The following is a 16,532-nucleotide window of genomic DNA, read 5'->3' as shown; positions in this document are numbered from 1 at the left end:
TACCCACCCCATGAGCAAATTAGCCGGCCTGCGGGCCATCAAGTCGCATTTACAGTTCCTCAGCCACTCCCTGGTCCGCCGTGTGCTGGCCCCGCTGGGAGTCGGGCTGGACCGGTTCACCTACAACGAGCACCTGCTGCACGTGGGCCAAGCCGCCGTGTGGGTAGGAGAGGTGGAAGACCACTTGTTCTATCTACCCCAACTGCAGGAGGCCTGCCAGCACGGTCTGCTAGGCACGGCCCCTGATTACTACGCCGAGGAGGGGTATGAGGGCTGGCCCGAACCGACCAAGCCTTCCACCCCTTACGATGCCTACGAGGACATGCGCCTGCTGCTCACCACGGCCAGCCCGTTCGGTACGCTGGCGTTGAGTGAGGAACTGCTGCGTTACGTAGAGCGCATGCCCGAGCAGCGTCGAAAATCAACGGTGCAGGTGCAGGACGGGGAAATCCTGATGACCGTTACCGAGTCGGGCGAGGTGCGGCCCATGACGCCGGCCGAAGTGGAGCGGGTAGGAGACACGGCCTTACTCTCAACGGTAGAGGAGCTGTTCTTCATGCAGTCCTACGCTGCCGACCTAATGCGGGTGAAAGAGCTGGTCGAACAGCGCGCGGACTTTCAGCACATCAAGCTCCTGTTGGAATAAATGCGCACCGCCTCCCGCATTGATGCCAATCAGCCCGCCATCGTCGGTGCCCTCCGGGGCATCGGCGCTTCGGTGTTGCACGTGCACCAGCTCAAGAACTGCTTCGACCTGCTCGTCGGCTACCGGGGGCGCACGTTCATCCTGGAAGTGAAAGATCCCAGCCAGCCGCCGAGCAAGCGCCAGCTCACGGCAGGAGAGGAGCAGTTCCGAGCCCAGTGGCGGGGCTCCCCCTACCACGTCGTGGAGACGGTAGAGGAAGCCCTACGCATCGTTACGGCTTCATCAGCTTCGCCCGCACGATAAAAGTCAGTAGCACCCGCCGTGCTCTGCCCTTGCTAATCCACCGTTACCCGCTACCCCGATGTCCTTAGCCCACACCACCGCTACGTTCCTCCCTATCACGGCCCAAGCCACCAGCCCCGCCTGGCAGCAGCACGCTGAGCAGCTACGGCAGGCCCTGGCTTCCTTGGCACCCACTGAGCGCCGCCGCATCCTGGACTACATCACCATGCCCCCGGAGCCGCCCAAGCCCAAGGCCTACCCGATTGGCGATTGCATGCGGGCCGGCCGCCGGGTGGCGGAGCTACTGGCCACGCACCCGAGCTGGACCCAGGCCAAGGCCCGGCGCGAAACCGCCCGGGAGCTAGGCGTTAGCACGGTGCAGCTGCGGCGCATGCTCAGCCACGTCGAGCAGTAGGCGAAGCTGCGCGGCGTTTTGGCCCACCTTCGCGGCGTTTTGGGGTTGAGCCAGTTGCAGGCCCCGGAGTAGGGTAGCAGCTTGCAGGAGTGCCCCAAACTAGGGCCTTCTGAGGCAATGCCGAAAAACGCCACATCCTTCAAACCCGGTCAAGGGGGCCGTAAAAAGGGCTCCAAAAACCGCTTCACCACGGCAATCGTGGAGCGGATCGAGGACGTGCTCCACAAGCTGGACGAAACGCTGCTAGAGGATATCGAGAAGCTCACCCCTGCCAAGCGGGTAGAAGCCTTTCTGCAGCTGCAGGAGTACGTACGGCCCAAGCTCAGCCGGAAGGAGCACACGGGCGAGAACGGCGGCCCGATTCAGGTGCAGACTATCCGGCTAACGGAGGTGAAACGAGAGAGCCAGCCATGAGCAGTACCCTCGACATTCGCCACACCAGCGTCTTTACGCGCAACCTCGACGCGGTCCAGACCCCGGGCACGCGCATCGTCGTGAACCAGGGCGGCACCCGCAGCAGCAAAACGGTGAGCCTGGTGCAACTAGCCATCTACCTCTGCCTAACCGAAGCCGGCATTCTCTTCAGCATCGTACGCGAAACCCTGCCAGCGCTGACGGCCACCGTGCTGCGTGACTTCGAGGAGCAGCTGGATGCGCTGGGCCTGCACCAGGTGCTGGACTCGCACAACAAGAAGGACCACCTCTACACCTTCCCCAACGGCAGCCAGGTCGAATACTTCAGCATCGACGACGCGCAGAAAATCCGGGGGCGCAAGCGCGACTACCTGCTGGCCAACGAAGCCAATGAGCTGCGCCTCGACGACTGGCGCCAGCTCATCTTCCGCACCAGCCGGGTGCTGTTCATCGACTACAACCCCAGCGAGGAATTCCACTGGATATACGACGAGGTACTGCCCCGCCCGGACTGCGTGTTCATTCAGAGCACCTACCGGGATAACCCGTTTCTGCCCGCTACCATCCTGCACGAAATCAAGCTGCTGGAGCAGGCCGACCCCAATTACTGGCGCGTGTACGGCCTGGGCGAGCGAGGCGTAGCCGGCACCACCATCTTCACCCACTGGCAGCAGTGCGCCGTGGTGCCCGCCCACGCCGGCCAGCGCCGCTATGGGCTGGACTTCGGGTATAACCACCCCAACTCCCTGATCGAAGTCACGGAAACGCCCGAGGCCCGCTATTGGCAGCAGCGGGTGTATCAGTCGCATCTGACGACGCCCGAGCTGATTGAGCTTCTGAAAGTACAGATCCCCAATAAGCGCGACGTCATCTACGCCGACCCAGCCCGCCCCGAAACTATTGAGGACATCCGCCGGGCCGGATTTACCATCACCGAGGCCGACAAAGCCGTGAAGGCCGGTATTGACGAGGTGAAGAGCAAGCCGCTCTTCGTTACGGCCGACAGCGTGGACTTGATCAAGGAGCTGCGGGCCTATAAGTGGAAAACCCTGCGCACCGGCGTCATTCTGGATGAGCCGGTGAAAGTCAACGACGACGCAATCGACGCGGGCCGCTACGGCACTTATTCCTACGCCCTACAGCACAAGACCAGTACCCCCATCACCACTCACCAATCCTTCGGCGCCTACCGCCGCCGCTAAGCCATGCCCGTACTCGCCGTTTCCCTCTCCACGCACCTGGCTGCCCTGCCCACCGACTGGGGTAGCGTCACCCTGGCCCAGGCCGCCCAACTGGCCCTCCTGGGCGAGGCCAGCGTGCAGGACTGCCTGGCTGTGCTGCTCGACTGCTCCCCGGCCGAGCTGTTGCAGCTGAACCCGAAGCATCTGGGCCGCGCTCTGCAGGCCGTGCTGTTCCTCTCCGAGCCGATGCCAGACCGGGAAGCGTGGCTGCGCCCTACGGCGCTGCACATCGGCAGCATAGAAGTCCCTGTGTTGGCTGACCTCTCGGAACTGACCTTCGGGCAGGCCGCCGATATCGGCGCGGCCATTCAGGAACTGAGCCAGGATGTGGCTGCCCTGCGTCTGCGGGTGCTGGCTACCATCCTCCAACCCGCCTACGACGGCACCGCCTACGACTCGGACCGGGTAGCCGTGCTGGAAGCGCTCTGCGGGGACGTCAAGCTGCGCGACGCGCTGCCGCTCACCGATTTTTTTTTGCCGAGTTCGACCGGATCCGCCGCGCCCACGCCGCCCGACTCAAGCGCATCCCTCTCAGTGCCGCCGAGCGAAGCGCCAACATCGGCCAGTTCTCGCAGGAATGGGACACGCTGGCCGTCGTGGATGCGCTGGCCGGGGGCGACAAAAGCAAGTGGGACTACTTCTACCGCCTGAAATGGCCCGAAGTCAACACCATGATTGAGCTAGAAAACCACAAAGCCTACTACCGCTACCAGGTGCACAAGCAGCAGGAGCGGCTGCAGAAATGATACGCCTACCGCAGCAGCTTCCTGAAGAGGAGTAGCACAAGGACAAGTGCCCAGATCGGAGAAGTCCAGAGCAGGAAGGTGAATAACAGATTCAACGGCAGCCAATAACCGACTTGCGCCAGCACAGCGAACAGCACCAGCACGGCGAATACATACAGGAAGAATCGGCGCATGCCTCCAAGATAGCAACCCAATGCAGTACCCCATCCCAACCCTACGCGCCTGCGCTGAAGCTGCCATTCCCGGCTGCCACTTTGCCCACGGTGAAAAGGAAGAGGCCAACATTGAGTTGGACCGGCTCACGCTCACCGAAACCATTGTGCTGGTAGAAGATAAGATGCTCGTTACCCCCAACCGCAACAAATACGGGACGCGCACTTCTACCAGCTTTCAGGCCACTATCAGCGTGCTGGCTTACTCTGCCCTAGCTGAGTCGGCTGAGCAGCGACTGCCGCGCATGAATGAGTTGCTGACAGCCGCCTTCGCCTTGCTCACTGCCCTGGAGCAGCACCCCGACCTGGAGAAGGTAACGGCCGGCAACATCGTCAGCGCCTACAACCAGTTCGACGGCAACCTCGACGGGGTGGTGCTACAGGTAACCCTCACGCCCCGGGAGCGGGCCAGCCTCTGCTAAGTGATGAACCTGGCCCAGCTACTGAGCACCGAAATCAACCGTACCCAGGCCGAGCTGGGCGAGAGCATCACGCGCTCAGGCCAGCGGGCCACGGGCCGCACCATTGCCGCCCTGCGCTCCGAATCCGCCCCTGAGCTGGCCCGCCTCTATGGCCCCGCCCACATCGGGGCGCTGGAAACCGGTAGCGGCCCCGCCGCTGACCCGCAAGCCAAGCCGGGCCGCGCGATGATAGCTGACATCACCGCCTGGCTGGCCGCCCGCGGCTCTAGTGCCAGCCCCTGGGCTGTGGCCACCAGCATCCTGCGCCGGGGTACGCGCCTGTTTCGGGGCGAGGACCCGCGCTTCGGTAAGCCCACCGGCACGCTACGGCTGGTGCTGCAGCAGAGCCGGGCGCGCCTCCAGGGCTCCCTTTCGGCTGAAGTGCGCCGCTCCCTGGGTTCCGATCTATTCCCTGACCTAACGCAAACCACTGCCTACTAATGCCTGCACTCGACTCCATTACGCTGGGCGTACAACATACCTGCCTGAGTCTTGGGCACGGTGCTGAGCTGCGCGTAACCGTACGCAGCACTTCCTCGCTGGATGGCGACCCTTCGGTTTCCTGCACCGTGAGCGGGCCAGATGGGGTGGTGCTGGCCGATACGGGTGCCGGTTTCAGCAATACGTTCCGGTTTTCCCCGGTAGCGGATGGTGAGTACACGATTGAGGCTTCGGATTACGCGGGCAAACGGGCCAGCCGCACCTATACCATCAGTTGCGGCGCAGCCGGCCCGGCTGAGCCAGCCCCCGGTACCTGCGACCTGGCCCTATCCGGCCTGCAGGTGATGCCCAGCACTACGCGCGCCTCGGTAGAGGTAACGGCCAGCACCACGGCCGCTTGGGTAAAAGCGACGTTAGTAGCCGCCGATGGCACCCCGCTCAGTGACTATCCGGCCGGTACGCCCGCCGGCCAACTGCTGTTTATCCTGGTACCTGAGGGGACGCACACTCTCACGGTGGAGGATAGCCGCGGCTGCAAGGTAACCGAGCAGGTTGTGGTGGAGCTGGTACCCGTGCAGCCTCCTACACCCGCACCAGAGCCCGCGCCGGCATTTTACGCCGTGGGTGGACGGTTACCGCGCCCGGCGCTGCTCGATACGCCTGTTACGGCGCTGCTCACACCCGAGGGCCAGCCACGGCCCGGCCTGCACGTGCAGGTAGAATTGCTGCGGGTGGGCGCGCTGGCTCCCTTTGCCCGCCTGCGCAAAACCGTGCGGCGCGAAGCGGAACAGGTAGACGTGGCGGCTGACCTCGCCGTTGAACTGCTGCCCCAAATTACCTATCCACCAGGCCTGCCCGCCGTGTACGATAGCGCCGCTACGCTGCCTTTCGCTTACCGCTGGCGGGAAGTGGATGCCAATTCGGCGGGCAACTGGCAGGAGGGCCCCGGCCGCCACTATGCGCTGCTTTCGGCCCCAGCACCGAACACTCCCACGGGCCGCTATTTGGCCGGACAGCCCACAGCGGCCCCGCTCTCGGCTTTTCCCAGTGGCCAGTTGGTGCAGGCGGTGGGCCTGCCCCTGGATGTAGCCGTGTGGCTGCCCGAGCGGGCCCCAGGTAGCACTTGGTTTGCCGAGTGGCGCTACCTGGATGGGCTGGGTCAGGAGGTAGAAATCCGTGCCGTGCCGCTGCCGGACTACCTGCCCGCCGGCGTCACGCGCTTGAGCCTGCCGCGCGACCTGCTGGCCTGCGCGGCCCGGGCGGTGCTGACCCTCTGCGACACGGACCGCAGCTATGCTGGCACGTGCCAGGGCGGCGTGGTGGTGCCGCCCGACCCCGGCACCGGTGGCCACGATTTCAAGATTCCCGATTTCTCAGACCCCGATTTCCTATAAACGATGGCAACACAAGCCCAGAATTTACAAGCGCTGCAGCTGCTGCGCGATGAAACGCAGGCCACACTGGTAAGCGGGGCCAACCTCTCCGGCCCGGGCTTATCGGCCCTGCTCGTGCGGTTGATGAACATTATGAGTGAAGAGGTGCAGCGGGGCGGTACAGTGCGCTACGGCGTAGGTGTGCCCTCAGCTGCGATGGGTGCTGATAACGACACGTATACCGACAAAGCCACCGGCTACGAGTACGTGAAGGCCGGCGGTAACTGGATATTCCAGTTCAGCAAGAAGGGCCAGCCTGGTACCACACCAGTTAAGGGCCGCGACTACGTAGACGGGCAGGATGGCCTCGACGGCAACGTGATTGTGGACAAGGGCTACGCGCCTACCAGCACCGACAATATAGGCTATCAGGAGGGTGACCAGTGGTTTCATACCAAGTCCACGAGCAGCTACGACCGGTACGCCCATATTTCAGGGCAGTGGCGGCTGGTGTTCAGCTCGGGCACGGCAACGGTTACGCCCACGCCCAACCCATTGGTGGCGACCCTCACCACCTCAACCGCTTCTGTAACCGTAGGCACAGCGGTAACTTATACCGCTGGGGCTAATGGTGGCACTGGCCCCTACACGTACGCCACCCAGGCCACCAACACGGCTACCGGGGCCCCCGTGAGCATCGGCAGCGCTGCATCGGGCTCCTGGACGCCCCAGACAGCCGGCAATTACGAACTGACTGCCACCGTAACGGACTCGGCCGGGGCGGTGAAGATTTCCCCCGTGCGCCAAGTATCTGTTACGGCCGCCACTGTTACGCCCACCGCGCCGGCCCCCGTTTCGCAACTGGATACTACGGCCGGCAACGGCCAGGTGGTGGTAAACCTGGAAGCGCCGGCCAGCAATGGTGCCGCTATTCAGAGCTACCGCTATGAGTACCGACCGGGCACGTCCGGCAACTGGCTGGTGGCGGGCACCACCGCCAACCTGAGCCACCCAATCACCGGCCTGACTAATGGGGTGAGCTACCAGTTCCGCGCCTTCGCTACCAACTCGGCGGGTACCAGCACGGCGGGAGCGGTGGTAACGGCTACGCCTACGGCCGGGGCTGGCTCAGCGGGCTATGCAGATATAGTTGTTTTCGGGCTCGATCAATCCAACGGCTCCGGACTCAGCCCCTCTTCCGGCTTGCCAGCGGAATACAAAACGGCCGATTCGCGGGTAAAAATTTGGAACAAAACGGCCAACGCAGTACAGACCTACCAGGTGGGCGTGAATGATAATCCGCTAACGCCAGCACTGGTACCCGGCTACGAACGGGGCTTTGGGCCGGATGCCGCTTTTGTGAAAGCATGGCGAGATGATGCGGCCAACATTGGCAAGCAGCTATTTATCTTCAAAAAGGACGTTACCCCACCGCAAAGTACCAACTCTGCAACGTGCGCTTTCTGGCAGTCGGACCTCTTTCCCGTCTTCAAGCAGGAATGGGATGCCTATAAAGCTGCGCTGGAAGCTCAGGGCTACATCGTGCGGGTGGCTGTACTCATTTCCGGCCTGGGGGAAGGGGATGCGAACAATCCCGACTTCCTCACGGAGTACACGGCCCTGATCAATCGGTTTCAGAGTGAAATATCGGGCATTGGCGTACGCAAGCTAATTGCTAAAAAACAGCACGCGGCCCCGAACCAAGCCGCTGCCCAAGCTCAGTATGTGGAAGCACACTCAGAGGCTACGCTGGTGGATTTGCCCAATCCCGCCTTTTTGAGTGACGGATTACACTACACTGCTGATTCCATGATTCGGCTGGGAGCGTTGGAATATTCCGTCTTTTCGGGTTCCTACACCCCGCCACCGCCCCCGCCGCCACCTGTTGGCGACGGGCCGACTTACACGGCGGAACTGTTCGACTCTCTGCGCAATGATGTGTCGTTTGTCAACGACTCGCTGGTGACCAACCGTCCCAATGGCAGCAACTATGCTCCAGCGGCCAAAACGACCCGCGGCGTGCCCTTCGGCTCAGTAGGCGGGGTGAAAGCCACCGTGCCCGCCCCGGTGCCGGACTCCGTGAAGTCGATTTACTTTGTGCTGGGCGTAAGCGAAAGTCAGGATGAGCTACCTGAGTACCAGGTGCCGATGGGAGTAGAAGCGCGCCCCGGTACCGATAGCGGCTACATGTTGCGGCGCATCCTGGGCATCAATGTTGGCGAGGGACCGAACAATGCGCCTATCATTGATAACGTACCGTTCGGCTCCGATTTCACACTGGATGTAGATGATCAGGGCGCGGTTATCCTGAAAAAGCGGCTGGCCGGCGGCAGTTGGTCCTACGTGCGACAGCTCGGCAACGTCACCGGCAAAGCCTACTTCCATTTAAAACTAGCGGGCGAGCCCGTGTCCGGGATGCACAAGCCCATGAGCCACGGGCTGGTGTAGGTAATAGAAACAAAAGCCCCGACGTACGTCGGGGCTTTTGTGTAGCGTGGTGTTGTAGCATGATAGGAGCTCAACTATTATTTATTTCTATCGTACGGCTGCCGCGAACGATATGGCGTGACAACGATGGCACAGTAATTGGAAAAGATTGGGCATATCTAATACTTAACTCCACCCTCATGAAAAGCTTCGTTCAGAAAATAACGGCAGTTGCATTTTTTGCTGGCCTCTCAACCGCTACTTCGCTACACGCACAGAACACGATTTCCGGTGCTGTACAACAAGGCAATGGCGCCTATATACAGAAAAACGAACGGACTGAATGTATCACCAATGCGCTGCTAGGAATACCGGGTATTTCCTGCCTGAATATGACGCAGGAGAAGCTGCTGGGTACGCCTTCCGGTAATATTATGTCCGTATGGGTAGGGACCGTGCCAGCCGCTTCCCGGCCGAGCAAACGGGTTGTGTATAACTCGACCTGGCAGGAGACGACTACCGATGGAGTAGCCCGTTCATTCAATACTGTGGCTGTAACGGAGCCGTCGGGCACTGTCAAGCTCACCTTGACGAACAAGGAAAACGGCAAGGGCAAACCGGCAAAGGTGAAATAACCTGGCAACCTCTCTTCGTTATGCAAAAATGCCCCGCTCTACCAGGCGGGGCATTTTTATGCCTGTTCCCTAACTGCCCGGCGTTTTGCCCCAGCTCGGCGGCGTTTTGGCGGGCGACTCGTTGCAGCCCCCAGCCCATGGTGGCACCTTGCCAACATGCAAGTTTTCACGCAGCCCTACGAAATCCAGCTCACGCCCGCTTGCCCGGCCCGCACCGTGTACCTGCGCTGGCTCTCGCCCCTCGGCAACTGGGAAGGCTGGGGCTTCACCGGCGACACGGACGATACCACCCAGCCTGAAGCGGACAGCGTTCTGCGCACCGCGTCTGGTTCCGTGCAGGTCTTGCAGCGCACCCGCACCCGCCGCCGGCTGCTCAGGGCCGGCAACCTGACGCCCGCCCAGCACGAAGCCCTGACTTCCTTGCTGGATTCCCCTCAGGTGTATGTGCAGAATGCCGCCGGCCAGCTGACGCCCGTGCTGGTAGTGCCAGCCGCAGCCGGCCGTACCAGTTCGGCCACCCGCACCGAGCTGGACGTGGAAATTGAGCTGCCAGCTTCCAATGCTCTTACGCGAATCTAATGGCTGGCTCCCTCGTTTTAGCAGATGGTCAGCGCCTGCCGCTCTCGGAAGATAGCCGCGTAGCCCTGACGCTGCAGGCCAATAATATCCTACAAGCCGCTTCGGTGCAGGCTGATTTCAGCAGCACGGTAATGCTGCCGGACAGCCCCGAGGTGCGGGCCGCCCTGGAGCAGGCCCAGCGCGGTACTGCCCTGACTGAGCTGCCGTACCAGCAGCTGCCCTGCACGCTGGAAGTCGGCGGCCGGGAGCTACTGCCCGGGGCCGTGGCCATCGTGGAACAACACACCACCGGCACCGGCTTCGAAGCCCAGGTAATAGGCGGTAATAAATCCTTCTACGCCGCTCTGGAAGGCAAAAAGCTACGCGACCTGACGTTCCCAGCGGTAACGGAGCATGACTGGGTACTGGCCTCCGCCGTTGCTGGTGCGGCGCATACGCAGTGGCGGCAATCGTACTGCTACGACCTCTACGACCGGGGCAAGGGTGGGCCTGCTGAGGGCAGCACCGTACACCTGTTCGAAAGTGGTATGCTGCCCAGCGTGTACGCCCGTGCCGTGTGGGAGCAGGTATTTGCCGAGGCGGGCTTTCGGTGGTCCGGGCTGATGCCCGAGTTATTGGACCGGCTACTACTGCCCACGGCCGTAGCGCCCGGCTACGGGGAGGAGTTCCGAAAAGCCCGCAAGCTGGTAGCTGGCATCAGTGGCCAGCGCCCGGACTATGGCCGCGCCTACGAAGGCCGGCCCGAGGTGGTACGCACCGTGCCCTTCGATTATACCGATGCCCGCTACGGCTACCAAGCACCCACGGCCGCGCTGGTGTGGAATCCGGCAACGTATAGCTGGAAGGCGCTGGAGCCCTGCTATGTGAATGTGGGCGGCTCTACCACCGTGGAACTGAGTAGCCCCTTCGGCTCTGCCCAGGCCCAGCTATTCCTCTACAAGAATGGCGGCGAGGTGGGCGGCGGCCCTGTCGTCGAAAGCAAGAAGGGCGCCGATAGCACCTGGGTAACAGCGACGTGCTCGGGCCAGCGCCTGCTCTTGGAAAAGGGAGACGAGCTAACCCTACGCATTAAGCTCAATAAAGCTAAGCAGGGCATTTACGGCACTCATAAGTGGGGCTATTCCATGTTTGATGGGCAGATTCATGTCGTAGATGGCAACACACTGCCGCTGGACAGCTTCACTGTAGAGGTGCTGCCCGACTTTCCGCCCGGCGGCCGGGTGCGGGTGCAGGACCTGCTGCCCGATATAGCCCAAAAGGATTTTGTAAAAGGCATTGTCGGCTTGTTTGGCCTTACCCAGCAGACCGACCCGTACACCCGCTTCGTGCGTTTCACGCCCACTGGTCCTGCGCTGGAGGATGCTCTGCCCAGCGCCCCCAACTGGCAGGGGAAAGCAGATGCCCAAGCGGAGGCCCCACGCTACTTTCATCTGCCGGATACGGCCCAGCGCAACTGGTTTCGCTGGAAAGAGGATGATACCAATCCTGAAGCTGCGCGGGGTCTGGGGGATGGCTTTCTGCCGTGCCCCAATACCACGTTGGAGTCGGAGCGGGACCTGCTCACGCTGCCCTGGGCAGCCACTACCACCGGCACCAATGGGCTGCCGCTGCTGCCCGTGTTTTCCCTGCGCACGGGCAGCGTGTCGGTAGAGCCCGAATATGACAAAGCCAGCCCGGGCCCGCGCCTGGTGGTGCAATCCGCCCTAACCCGCCGCGTGCTACTCACCGACAGCACCGCCGCTGGCACGGCCATCAGCCCGCGCATCAGCACCTTCCTGGGGCTGAACTTCACCACCGACCTGCTGCCCGCTTGGTACGGGCATCTGCGCGCCGTGTACGCCCGCCCGCTGCTGCTACGGCCCTCGGTGCGGCTCTCGGTGGCGGAGGTAACGGACTTCGACCAGTTGCAGCCGGTGTGGCTGGAAACTGAGGGCAGCTACTTCTACTGCAACAAAATCGACCAGTGGGAAGAGGGCCAGCCTTCAACCCGCGTGGACCTACTTCGCCTGACCTACTAGCATGGCCAACGATCAAACCGAAAAGGTACTGTTTGAGGTACGCCTCAACGCGGAGCAACTTAAGGCGGAGGCCGACAAAGTGCGTGCCCAGCAGCGCGGCCTCACTACCGACATTGACGCCACCCGGGCCGCCCAGAAGAAACTGGCCGCCGAGTACAAGGCCGGTACCGTTACCCAGGCCGACTACGCCACCCAGGCCCAGCAGCTCAGTGAGCAGCTGCGCACCCAGACCCGGGAGCAACAGCAGGCCAGTAAGCAACTGGAAAATCTGGGTCGCGCTTCGGGGGATGCCGAGGGCTCTATCAACCAGCTCCGGGCGGATCTGGCCCTCACCACGGCCAGCTACAACGCCCTGAGCAGGGAGGAGCGCGACAACACCGAGGCCGGCAAAGCCCTGCAGGCCCGCACCCGCGCCATCAGTGATGAGCTGAAAGGGTTGGAATCGGCCGTGGGCGACAACCGCCGCAACGTGGGCAACTACTCGGGCAGCCTGCAGCAGTTGGTCAAGGAGATGGTTAAGCTCCGGGCCGAGGAAAAAAACTTGGCCGCGGGCTCCGAGGAGCTGGCTCAGAACCAAAAACGGCAGATCGGCTTTCAGATAGCCGCGCAGAAAGCCGCGGCCCAGGCCGGGCAGACCTACGAGGAGGCCACCAAAACCATTGAGAACTACACGAAGGCCATTCAGCCGGCCGTGGAGCAGCTCGTGGACTTGGAAGCCGAGCAGGCCCGGCTGATAGAATCCGGTGAGGGCTCGGCCGAGGCGCTGCGCAAAATCGGTTTTCAGATTGGGGCCGCTAATAAGAGCATCGAGGAGGCCGCCCCGAAAACGAAATCATTTGCCGGGGCGCTGGTAGAGGCGGCTGGGGAAAGTGAGGTGTTGGGTGGCACCGTGCAAAAACTTAACGGCTTTCAGGAGAAGTACATCCAGCTCCAGAACCTCGCACGCCTGGCCATGGGTGCCAGCACCGGGGCCGCCAAGATTCTGAAGGTGGCGCTGGCCGCTACTGGCATCGGCGTGTTTCTGGTGGTGCTGGGTAGCCTGGTTACCTACTTCACCCAGACGGCCGAGGGTGGGCGTATCGTCGAGCAGGTGTTTGCCCAGCTCGGGGCCGTGGTGGATGTGCTTACGGACCGCATTGGCACCTTCGGCAAAGCCATTGTACAGGTGTTCAAGGGCGACTTTGCCGGGGCCGCTGAAACGGCGAAGGCCAGCTTCCGGGGCGTGGGTGACGAAATCCAGCGGGAAACCCGGTTGTCATTGGAGTTGAGCAAAGCCCGCCAGCAGTTGGAAATCGACCAAGCCCGCAACATCAGCACCAATAAGCGACTGTTGGCTCAGGTGGAGGCCGCTAAAAATATTCGGGATGATGAAACCAACTCCATTGCCCGCCGCACCCAGGCCAATGAGGAGGCTTATAAACTGGAAATGCAGCGGCAAAATATTTTAGCTGACTTGGCTAAACGCAACTTGGATATCATCAGGCAGGAAATAGAGATGCGTGGTGGTGAGGCAAAGGCCACGCTTGAACAGCGACGGGCATTGGGTGAAGCCGAAAACGAGTACTACGATGTCATTGAGGACAGCAATGGCAAACAGAACGAACTCATTACCAACCGCGTGAGCTTGCAGAAGGAAGCCGAGGAGCAACGCCGCAAGCTCGTGGCCGACAGTCTGAACTACGACTTGGCCCGCATCGATGCCGAGTTGGCCCGCGTCACGGAAAACTCCGACCGGCAGTTGGCGCTGGAAAAAGCCAAGCTGGAAAAACAGCGGGCCCTCTCGCTGAACGAAGCCGATCTGACGGCCAAAGCCAAGCAGGCTATCGAGGTGAAATACCGTAGCGACCTGGAAACCCTGAACCGGGAGCACCTGCAGCGGCTACGTCAGCAGGCTGCTGAGTCGCAACAAATAGCCATTGCCGCCCAGCTGGCCCGCGCCCGAGAGGGTAGCCAGGAGGAGTTTTTGCTGAAAGCCCAAGCTATTCAGGCTGACCTGCAGGCCGGGCTGGCCGCTATTGATACGCGTCAGAGCAAGGAGCAGCAGGCCGCGCAGGCTGATAAACTACGGGCCGAGGCTGCCCAAAAGCAGGCGGAACTGGAGTATCAAAACGCGCTGGCTGGGCTGGAAGCCTATTTAGCCCAGCAGCGCACTCTGACCAATCAACAGTACGCGAACAATGAAATTACTAAGGCGCAGCACGAAGCAGCGTTGGCGGCGATTGAGCGGTCGGGCCAAGCTGCACGCATTGTTACACTGCAGGACTACGGTCGTAGTACCATAGCGGAGGAAGAGAACCAAAGCCAGCAACGGGTACAGACAGCCGATAACGAAAAGAACCGGAAGCAGCAGATTGCTGAGCAGGAAATACAGATTCGGTTTGCCGTGGTGGCTGCTACACAGCAGGGCACGGACACTATCATCAACCTGTTTGGGGAGGAATCCGCGGCTGGGCAAGCCGCTTTAGCAGTGAAAAAGGTGCTGGCTGTGACAGAAATTGCCCTGAACCTGCAGAAGGAACTGTCAGCCATTGCCGCCGCCGCAGCGGCCAACCCTGCAAACGCGGTAACAGCCGGCGTTGCGGGCGTTTCACAGTCTGCTATTCTCTCTGGTATTGCCATTGCCAAGGCGGCGTTTGCCACCGCGCAGGTGCTGGCCTTTGCTGACGGGGGACTGGTGCTGGGACCGGGAGGTCCGAAGGACGATTTAATTCCTGCTTACCTGAGCAACGGCGAAGCCGTGATGACAGCCCAGGCCGTGCAGTTATTCGGCCCCATGCTCAGTTGGATGAACCAAGCCGGGGGCGGCAAGTCTTTTGGCTACCGGGACCCGATGCCGACGGCTACCATGGCCCGCTACGCCGAGGGCGGGGTGGTGCGCTATGATGCCAGCTACATGGCCGCTATGGCCGGCCGCTCAGGCGGTAGCGAGATTGACTACCAACAGCTGGCCCGCGCAGTGGCGCAGGAGGTTGGGCCAGTATTCTACGCGGCCAACAAAGCTCTGCCTCGCCAAACTGTGGTGCTCAGTGAGCTGCGCGAAAAACAGGACAAACAAGCCCGCAACGAAGCGCGGGGCAACCTCTAATTGCCAGATAATGCGCGTTATCGACATTCTGAATAAACTAGAAGAGGGCGGCCAACTGACCGCCCTCTACCAGGCTGGGGTACTGACTATCCGCGCCTACAGCCAGCGCGACCTGTACTTGCGCTGGCAAACCCTGCGGGCCTCGGTACGCTATGCCCAGGATAACGCCGGGGCCGTGCGGCAGGTGGCCGGGGAAATGTGCGTGAGCACCGACACGGTATACCGGGCCGTGGCCAGCATGGAGAAGCGGGCGGCGTAGAAAACCGCCGCGCACATAACCGCTTGACGCAGAACGGTGCGGTAAAAATCCAGTCTTCCGGGCAGCGTCCTAGCACCTTCGTAGCATGGCTGAAGCGAAGGTTTTAATTACGGGCCCCATTGTCGGTGATTCGAAAGAAGCCGGCGACGCTTGGCCGTTTACGCTGCTGGAAGATGTCATTGCCCAGCTCGATTGGCAAAAGCCCTTCGACACGGTGCACGTGACCATCAACTCCCCCGGCGGCCGGGTGGATAAGGGTATGGGTATTTACGACTTCCTGCGTAGCCTGGGCCCGGGCGTGACCATCAAAACCGAAGCCATCGGCCAGTGCAGCAGCATTGCCACCGCCATTTTCCTGGCCGGCTCCGAGCGCCTGATTCACCCGCATACCGAGTTCATGATTCACCTGCCCAGTGGCGGGGTGCTCGGTACGGCAGAAACCATTCAGGAGTACGCCACGGCTATGGCCCGCTGCCAGCAGAGCCTGATTGACCTGTATGTGGAGCGCGCCGGCGTGGACGCCACGGCCATCATGGAGGTGATGCGCCGCGAAACCGAGCTGACGGCCGAAGAATGCCTGTCGTTGGGCTTTGCCACGGCCGTTGTGCAGCCCATCACCGCGCTGGCCACCCTGCCCAAAACCGCCGCCGTCACGGTGGGCGCTACTCCCGCTACTTCTGAACCGCAGCCGGCCGCGCCGGCCCCCTCTATTATGTCCACTCTTCTCGCTCAGGCCAAGAACTTGGTAGCCAGCATCAGCAACCTAGGCAAAGCCCCCGTGACGTCCCTAGCCGTGACCACTACCGGCGACTCGCCCACCACGCTAACCATCGACACCGGCGACCGGGATACCTACGAAGTGGGTGACAACGTGTACACCGATGAGGCCATGACGGAGGCCGCTGCCGATGGAGCTTACGACGTGACGGACGGCAACACCATCACGGTAACGGACGGGGCCATTTCTGCCTTCGCCGCTACCGCCTCGGAAGAGGGTGCGCCCGCTACGGCTTCGGATGCTGATGGTGTAAACGGCCAGATTCTGGTTGCCATTCAGGGCCTTACCTCCGTGGTAACGGGGCTGCAAGCCCAGGTAACGGCCATCAGCAAAAAGCAGGCAGCTACCAATCAGCGCATGAATACCATTGCCGCTGCCACGGGCAGTGCTGCCGTGGTGGAAGCGGATGATGTGCCCACGCAAAGCCAGCAAGGCAAGACCACCATCAAAACGGGCCAATCCGCGGCTGACCGCCGGGCTGAAAAGCAAAAGCAAAACCGCAAGCTGTAATCCAGCTCTC

18 protein-coding genes are annotated in these 16,532 nt (G+C 61.8%); 17 read left to right on the top strand and 1 reads right to left on the bottom strand.

Features of this window, described 5'->3' with window-relative positions; translation table 11 throughout:
* Positions 1-10: 10 nt before the first annotated feature.
* From LF252_RS06645 to LF252_RS06615, 7 genes are all read left to right on the top strand, one after another.
* The gene (locus tag LF252_RS06645; protein ID WP_226268793.1) at positions 11-646 is read left to right on the top strand and encodes a hypothetical protein; all 636 of its coding nucleotides are present in this window, start codon (positions 11-13) and stop codon (positions 644-646) included.
* Complete coding sequence (locus LF252_RS06640) at positions 647-949, top strand: hypothetical protein (protein ID WP_226268792.1); 303 nt, start codon at positions 647-649, stop codon at positions 947-949.
* 58 nt (positions 950-1,007) lie between these two features.
* Complete coding sequence (locus tag LF252_RS06635; RefSeq protein ID WP_226268791.1) at positions 1,008-1,343, top strand: hypothetical protein; 336 nt, start codon at positions 1,008-1,010, stop codon at positions 1,341-1,343.
* Positions 1,344-1,460: 117 nt separating this feature from the next.
* Positions 1,461-1,757: a hypothetical protein gene (locus LF252_RS06630; RefSeq protein ID WP_226268790.1), complete on the top strand. Its 297-nt coding sequence runs from the start codon at positions 1,461-1,463 to the stop codon at positions 1,755-1,757.
* Positions 1,754-2,959, top strand: a complete 1,206-nt coding sequence (locus tag LF252_RS06625; protein ID WP_226268789.1) for a PBSX family phage terminase large subunit — start codon at positions 1,754-1,756, stop codon at positions 2,957-2,959. Before LF252_RS06630 ends, LF252_RS06625 begins: the two co-directional genes overlap by 4 nt.
* Positions 2,960-2,962: 3 nt before the next feature.
* Positions 2,963-3,649 (top strand): hypothetical protein, encoded by a 687-nt coding sequence (locus tag LF252_RS06620; protein WP_226268788.1) that lies wholly within the window; start codon positions 2,963-2,965, stop codon positions 3,647-3,649.
* Positions 3,595-3,744: a hypothetical protein gene (locus LF252_RS06615; protein WP_226268787.1), complete on the top strand. Its 150-nt coding sequence runs from the start codon at positions 3,595-3,597 to the stop codon at positions 3,742-3,744. The genes LF252_RS06620 and LF252_RS06615 overlap by 55 nt, the downstream gene beginning before the upstream one ends.
* A 5-nt stretch (positions 3,745-3,749) precedes the next feature.
* Here the strand turns inward: LF252_RS06615 and LF252_RS06610 are convergent, their stop codons facing one another.
* Positions 3,750-3,917 (bottom strand): hypothetical protein, encoded by a 168-nt coding sequence (locus tag LF252_RS06610; RefSeq protein WP_226268786.1) that lies wholly within the window; start codon positions 3,915-3,917, stop codon positions 3,750-3,752.
* A 20-nt stretch (positions 3,918-3,937) separates the two neighbouring features.
* On the opposite strand from LF252_RS06610, the gene LF252_RS06605 reads away from it, so the two are divergent.
* From LF252_RS06605 to LF252_RS06560, 10 genes are all read left to right on the top strand, one after another.
* Complete coding sequence (locus LF252_RS06605) at positions 3,938-4,378, top strand: hypothetical protein (protein WP_226268785.1); 441 nt, start codon at positions 3,938-3,940, stop codon at positions 4,376-4,378.
* A 3-nt stretch (positions 4,379-4,381) separates the two neighbouring features.
* Positions 4,382-4,858, top strand: a complete 477-nt coding sequence (locus LF252_RS06600) for a hypothetical protein (RefSeq protein WP_226268784.1) — start codon at positions 4,382-4,384, stop codon at positions 4,856-4,858.
* A complete protein-coding gene (locus LF252_RS06595; protein ID WP_226268783.1) occupies positions 4,858-6,252 on the top strand; it encodes a hypothetical protein in 1,395 nt (464 codons plus the stop codon). The genes LF252_RS06600 and LF252_RS06595 overlap by 1 nt, the downstream gene beginning before the upstream one ends.
* Positions 6,253-6,255: 3 nt before the next feature.
* Positions 6,256-8,679: a fibronectin type III domain-containing protein gene (locus LF252_RS06590; protein WP_226268782.1), complete on the top strand. Its 2,424-nt coding sequence runs from the start codon at positions 6,256-6,258 to the stop codon at positions 8,677-8,679.
* A 179-nt stretch (positions 8,680-8,858) separates the two neighbouring features.
* Complete coding sequence (locus LF252_RS06585) at positions 8,859-9,293, top strand: hypothetical protein (RefSeq protein ID WP_226268781.1); 435 nt, start codon at positions 8,859-8,861, stop codon at positions 9,291-9,293.
* Positions 9,294-9,449: 156 nt separating this feature from the next.
* Complete coding sequence (locus LF252_RS06580; RefSeq protein ID WP_226268780.1) at positions 9,450-9,872, top strand: hypothetical protein; 423 nt, start codon at positions 9,450-9,452, stop codon at positions 9,870-9,872.
* A complete protein-coding gene (locus LF252_RS06575) occupies positions 9,872-11,890 on the top strand; it encodes a hypothetical protein (protein WP_226268779.1) in 2,019 nt (672 codons plus the stop codon). Before LF252_RS06580 ends, LF252_RS06575 begins: the two co-directional genes overlap by 1 nt.
* 1 nt (position 11,891) lies before the next feature.
* Positions 11,892-14,975: a coiled-coil domain-containing protein gene (locus tag LF252_RS06570; RefSeq protein WP_226268778.1), complete on the top strand. Its 3,084-nt coding sequence runs from the start codon at positions 11,892-11,894 to the stop codon at positions 14,973-14,975.
* A gap of 10 nt (positions 14,976-14,985) precedes the next feature.
* Positions 14,986-15,234, top strand: coding sequence for a 3'-5' exonuclease (locus LF252_RS06565; RefSeq protein ID WP_226268777.1), 249 nt, complete (start codon positions 14,986-14,988; stop codon positions 15,232-15,234).
* A gap of 85 nt (positions 15,235-15,319) precedes the next feature.
* On the top strand, positions 15,320-16,522 hold the full coding sequence (locus tag LF252_RS06560) for a Clp protease ClpP (protein ID WP_226268776.1): 1,203 nt from the start codon (positions 15,320-15,322) through the stop codon (positions 16,520-16,522).
* The last annotated feature ends 10 nt before the right edge of the window (positions 16,523-16,532 follow it).

Source organism: Hymenobacter pini (genome assembly GCF_020421205.1).
In the GTDB taxonomy this organism is placed as follows: domain Bacteria; phylum Bacteroidota; class Bacteroidia; order Cytophagales; family Hymenobacteraceae; genus Hymenobacter; species Hymenobacter pini.
Note: the sequence above shows the minus strand (reverse complement) of the source record. Positions and strands in the feature narration are given on the sequence as shown.